Raw genomic sequence first — 6,207 nt, 5'->3', positions numbered from 1 at the left:
GTTCCAAAAGAAGTGATTCCGATAGTTTGCGAAAAAGTAAAAAAGGAGAAAAACAAGACGAGTAAAGTAAAAATAGTTTTCATAGCGATGAAATTTTAACTTTGACTTGTAAATATAATCAAAATCAAAATTATAACGGCTTATATATGAATCAATTAAAATATAAAAACTAATTTTTTTATAAAACAACCACTACCTTTTCTGCCTTTAAAACTCAATTATAAATTGTCAATAATTTTATCTTTTGGATATTTTATGATGTAACTCATTCGGATTTTTTTGGTTTCATTGGGTTTTAAATTCAAATCCCAAGTAAGGATTCCGGTTTCGGAATTTACTTTGGCTCCGTCTTTTTGAGCTAATTCAATTTCGATTTCTTTGTCGGTACTTAACGGATGTTGATCTTCCAATTTCATCAAAATCGCCTCTTTTTTGTTATTGCGAATAGTGATGTCGTAGGTAAATGTTTGCTCTTTTTTAGAAGATAAAAATTTCGTCCCCGATTTGTCTACGACTTTCTCCCGTTTAATAGAAACCTTTTTATCGCGTCCCATACTCAAATTCAACGTGTCGGAAGTTTGGTTTGGATTTACCATAGTTTTGCCTACATACATTCCTTCAAATATAATGTTGGCATCGCCTTTTAATAAATTGTATTTGCCATAATCGGTGATTTCTGCTAATAAAAATGCTTCTTTGTCCAGTTTTGGAGCTGCATAATATTTATATGTTGCGGGTAATTTGATTTCTTTTAAAGCGACACTGTGAATTTTTCCATTTGATGAAATGTCATACGGAATATCAATATCAAAGGAAACGTTTAATTGATTCTCACTAATCGTTGTATAATCAGAAACCGAAGAAGTATTACCCATCGCCTTTCCTTTTCTTTTAATTCCCATTGCTGTCACAACAACTTCTTGCATTTGTGGCTGCGCTCCATCATTATCACCTTTGTATTGCGGTATTTGATACCTCAAAAACCAAGGATTTACCGTTGGCGCCTGATTGTTTTGATTCGGTAATCCGCTGGATAAAGTTAGTTTCACTTTTTTCCAATCGACACCTGAATTTTGAACTACTTGTGCTTTATATACCATATTAATTGGTGCAGTAACATTATCAGCTCTTAAATCGTAAAACGGAACCCAAGTCGCACTGTTGGTCAAATAGGAAATTTCCAAAGACACATTTCCGGCAATTTCATTCATTACTTGTAAAACTAACTTTCCAGAGGAGGTTTTTTCTTCTTTGCTGGTGTCAATTTCAAGTTTATTATTGAGTTTTTCCAGGATTTCGTTCAGCTTTTGCTCTCTTTCAGTCAGGGTATTAATGGTATTGCTGGTTTCAGTTCGTTTGGCTTTATAATAATCCACCATTTTCATTAATTCGGCTACATTTAAACCTGAATTTTGACCGGTAACCTGTTGGTTTTTATCTAATAATTCGATGGTTTTTATTTCTGAATTTTTGGAATTAATTACTTTGCTCAATTCTTTTTGAACCAACGTGATGCTGTCTTTTACTTTTTTAATGGCAGGAGAATTCCCGTCTACTTCATATTCTGATATATAATCATTGGTAAATTGCACAGAAAGCACCGTTACCGAAGCGGGAGCGCCAATTTGAATGGAGCTTTCATTCAGATAATTGGCTACATTTTTAACCACAATTTCATGTGTTCCCGCTGGGAGGTTGATATTCGTAGTTTGCGAAATTTCGGCAGCGTTAAAATATACGGTGGCCGCTTTTACTTTGGCAGAAGTAAAAATGGGCTTTTGAGCCAAGGCTATGCTTGAAATAAAAATCAGGATAAATAAAAATGGTTTTGAACTATTCATAGTTTTTTTTAAAGATTAAAAATCAAATTCTTCTATTGATATGGAGTCGGTTACTGTAGGGCTTTCTGGTTTAAGTTTCAAAAATGATCTGGCAGGTCCGGAAACCATTATGGGCAATTGATAAATGGTGTCTTCAGCGGTTAAGATTCCTCTTCGCAGCATCAAATTAGTTATGTATTTATCCCGAGAAACAGCAAATGGTTTCAAATTCCCTTCATTGTTGAATTGATACATGAATTTTCGTGGACTCGGAATGATATTGGCCAAAAACAGGCATTCGTACAAAGACAACTCCGAAGGTCTTTTTTGAAAATAAAACGAGGAAGCTTCTCCAATGCCATAGACATTTGGCCCCCATTCGATGATGTTGAAATAGACTTCGATCATGCGTTCTTTGCTTGTAATCCTATTGTTTTCCAGGATATAAACCAATAAAATTTCTTCCAGTTTTCGAGACAATGTTTTTTCACGGGTCAGAAAAACATTTTTTACCAATTGCATGCTTATCGTACTGGCACCTCGGGCGAATTTCTTGGTTTTAATATTCTTTACAATGGATTGTTTGAACGCTTCATTGATAAATCCTTTGTGCGAAAAAAAGGAGGGATCTTCGGTCGTGAGCACCGCTTTTCTTAAATAAGGTGAAATTTGGTCTAAAGGGGTATAATTAGGATTTGCCATGCCCACTAAAATGGGACGTTGCGGGACGTCATTTATGATGGCGCGATAAGTAAATTCCCCATTGATTTTGTTGAGATTCGCTTCTCCGTATTTTACGATTTTCAATCCTTCCTTATTCAGTTTATTGTCGAAAATTAAAGCATTCGGATTGTTCTTGTTGTATAAGAAATTCAGATGATAATCAAAAACGCCTTCGGCTTCCATACCTTCAAAATGAGTAAACAATCCTTCGGGTAACGATGAGATAAAATCCTGCGCTTTCATTTTCGGAATCGCAATTTTCAATTTATAAATTTTATCTTTTTCGTTATTATATTCAATATGAGGGCTGAATTTAATTTTGTTCAAATAAGCTACTGAACTGCTGTCGATTGCCATGAAATGTTCTCCGAATAACAAATGATAATCAAAACGGGCTTTTTTTATCACGACATCTTTTAGTGCAATTTTAGGATGATTTACGGTAAAATTTGAAATAGAAGTAAAACCGTCAATATGCAATTCACCGCCATCCATATCAATATTGGAGACATTCAACCGAATGGAATCAAAGCTGGCTTTTAGGTTATAGCGTTCATCAAAATAGGGCACACGGATTTTTCCTGTATCAATATTAAAAAACCGAATGTCCGTTTTTTTATTTCTGGGATCTGCAAATCCTTTTATTTTCCATCGTTGGGTAAAAGTATTGGTTTGAACTTGTATCGAAGTTTCCAATTGTTTGTCGGCCAATTCGAGTTTTTGTAAACTTAATGTGGCTTTTTTGCCCATATCGTCCATTCTCAAAGTAAGGTTTTCCAATCGCATGTCTGTTGGAACCAAGTTGAGTGCTTTGGTCAGAATTTTATAAGCTAAATCGGCATAATTGGATTTTTTATTCGATTCTAAAGTGTCCTTTTTCTTAGGTAAAAAGGCATCAAAGTTGCGCCCGTTTTGATTTTTAACCAATTGGACAAAACCATTTTTTGCTTCTAAACTGCCTAACTGAATATCACCAGTGAGCAATTGCAAAAGATTGACATTGGTTTTTATATTTTGAATTCGAAACAATGTATCCGCTTTTTTGGGAACAAGCAGAATATCTTCCATTTCTACTCCGGTAAAACCGTAAAACTTTGCTTTTTTTACTGAGAAATCACTGTCATAATCGCGCTCCATTTTAGCAGTTATTTCAGTTAAAGCTTTTTGCAGCAGCGCATCGCGGAAGATAAAAAGAGCAATAAGCAGCAGTACAAAAAACACACTAATGATTTTAATGATTAGTATCGTTTTTTGTTTTTTAGTTTTCATGATTTGTGTATGATTTTTGAAAATGATTGCAATTTTATCCAAACAATTCACTTGCCACATCTTCAATTTTGGAAACTAGTCTTATCTTGATTAACGTATTTTTTAGTGAAATCTTATTATATTTCGATATAAAAATAGTTGAAAATCCTAATTTTTCCGCTTCCTGAATACGTTGCTCTACCCGATTAACCGGGCGAATTTCTCCCGAAAGCCCAACTTCTCCCGCAAAACAAAAATCTTTGCTAACCGGAATGTCTTCATTGGATGATAAAATCGCTGCGACAACTGCTAGATCTATAGCAGGATCATCAACAGAAATGCCTCCGGTTACATTCAGGAAAACGTCTTTGGCGCCCAAATGGAAACCGGCACGCTTTTCAAGAACCGCCAGAATCATGTTCAGTCGTTTGGCGTTGTAGCCCGTGGTGCTTCGTTGCGGAGTTCCGTAAACTGCAGTGCTTACCAAGGCCTGGATTTCAATCATTAACGGGCGCATGCCTTCTAAAGTCGTGGCAATAGCCGTTCCCGAAAGGGCAGAATCGTTGTGTGAAATTAAAATTTCGGAAGGGTTGGCGACTTCTCGTAAACCACTTCCCTGCATTTCATAAATCCCTATTTCAGCCGTAGAGCCAAATCGGTTTTTGAGGGAGCGTAAAATACGGTACACATGATTTCGGTCGCCTTCGAATTGTAAAACGGTATCGACCATGTGTTCCAAAATTTTTGGTCCTGCGATGTTGCCGTCTTTGGTAATGTGTCCGATTAAAATCACGGGAACATTGGTTTCTTTGGCAAATTTTATCAATTCGGCAGTAGTTTCCCGAATTTGGGAAATGCTTCCCGCCGCTGATTCAATATAATCCGTATGTAAGGTTTGAATGGAATCGATAATTACGATTTCGGGTTCGATGGCTTCAATTTGCCTGAAGATGTTCTGTGTTTTAGTTTCGGTGAGAATATAGCAATTGTCCCCGTTGGGTGTGATTCGCTCGGCACGCATTTTTATTTGTTTCTGACTTTCTTCACCCGAAACATATAAAGTTTTGTACGGTAGTTTTAAAGAAATTTGCAGTAACAAGGTACTTTTTCCAATACCAGGTTCTCCGCCCAAAAGGATTAAGGAGCCTGGTACAATACCACCGCCAAGAACACGATTCAATTCTCCATCGCAAGTATCCAGTCGGATTTCCTGTGTAGAATCGATTTCATTTATTTTTAAAGGTCTGGAAGCTTTTTTTACTTCTGAAGAGGAAGCTTTCCAGGCTGCTTTTTCTTCTTTCTGAATAATTTCTTCAACAATGGTATTCCATTCTTTGCAGGCGTTACATTGTCCCTGCCATTTAGCATATTGCGTGCCACAACTCTGGCAAAAAAAGGATGTTTTTACTTTGGCCATTTATTCTGTTTTTTTCTCTTCAACTGGTTGTTCGGTTGGTTCTCCTGCCGCAGGTTCTTCGGCTTCTTTCCCTTTTTTGGCAACAGTTCTCTTCAAATCATCTGCTTTATCAATCATCATTTCTTTGTTTAAGTTTCCGATTTCTTCTTTTTGAAATGCTGCAAGATAGTATTTTAACGCTTTTTTATTGTCCCCTTTTTTTTCATACATCATCGCTAGTTGGTATTCGGGCAGCATGCTTTTTGGATAACTTTTTCTGGCTAAAACAGATAAGGCATCAAATTCATCGTATGCTTTATTTTTTAGGATTGCTGCTTCAATAGCTTTAAAATCATTAATTCGGATGGGCATTTTTATCGCTAAAGATTTTTCGATTTCCTGATATTTTTTATCCAAATAATCTGTATATCCGGAAGGCAGTGTTACGATTTTTTCATTAAATTCTGCCATGGAAATCGGTTGGTAAACTGCAAAAAACTGATATAAAGCACTTGGAATAGAATGTAAAACCAACGAATAATGTGAAGCGCCTTTGAATTCATCAAATTGATAATTCAAGGTTGGTTTTTTGATTGCTTTTATACCAGTATCCAACTTTTGTATTCTGGTCTGCATTTTTTTTACATCGCCATCAGCTGTAGATTGGTAATAAAAAATGGGTTGGTTTATTAATTGCAATCGTTCCGGTAATTGTTCTTCCATACCTGGAGCTAATTCGGGGCTTAATGAAATATAAGCATCAAATAAAGGCTGGTCTTTGTATAAATAGAAATTCAAAAAACCTGCCGTTGTATCGTGTCCCGCGATGATTTTAAAAGGTGCCACCCTGAAGTTTTTTTGAATATACGGAAGCAGTTCCAATCCGATGAACTCAAAAAAGTCTTCTCCTTTTCCTTCAGGCAATCCCGTTTCTTTATCAACGGTACAATCGGAATCTCGTTCATTGTTTTTGTTTTGACTAATCCCTACTATGATTACTTCTGGCAAATCATCCCAGTA

The 6,207-nt window shown here is 36.0% G+C and carries 4 protein-coding genes; all 4 read right to left on the bottom strand.

From position 1 onward, the window contains the following. Positions 1 to 218: 218 nt before the first annotated feature. Positions 219 to 1,841, bottom strand: coding sequence for a DUF4139 domain-containing protein (locus VI621_RS02750; protein ID WP_324216865.1), 1,623 nt, complete (start codon positions 1,839 to 1,841; stop codon positions 219 to 221). Between the two features lie 15 nt (positions 1,842 to 1,856). Next, complete coding sequence (locus VI621_RS02745; RefSeq protein WP_324216864.1) at positions 1,857 to 3,812, bottom strand: transglycosylase domain-containing protein; 1,956 nt, start codon at positions 3,810 to 3,812, stop codon at positions 1,857 to 1,859. 34 nt (positions 3,813 to 3,846) lie between these two features. Further along, positions 3,847 to 5,208 (bottom strand): DNA repair protein RadA, encoded by a 1,362-nt coding sequence (gene radA / locus VI621_RS02740; protein WP_324216863.1) that lies wholly within the window; start codon positions 5,206 to 5,208, stop codon positions 3,847 to 3,849. Then, positions 5,209 to 6,207 (bottom strand): alpha/beta hydrolase (locus VI621_RS02735; RefSeq protein ID WP_324216862.1); only part of this gene is annotated, 999 nt, incomplete at its 5' end. It abuts the gene before it with no gap.

The sequence above is a fragment of the Flavobacterium sp. genome (assembly GCF_035292545.1).
In the GTDB taxonomy this organism is placed as follows: domain Bacteria; phylum Bacteroidota; class Bacteroidia; order Flavobacteriales; family Flavobacteriaceae; genus Flavobacterium.
This window is presented reverse-complemented; position numbering and strand designations above follow the sequence as displayed.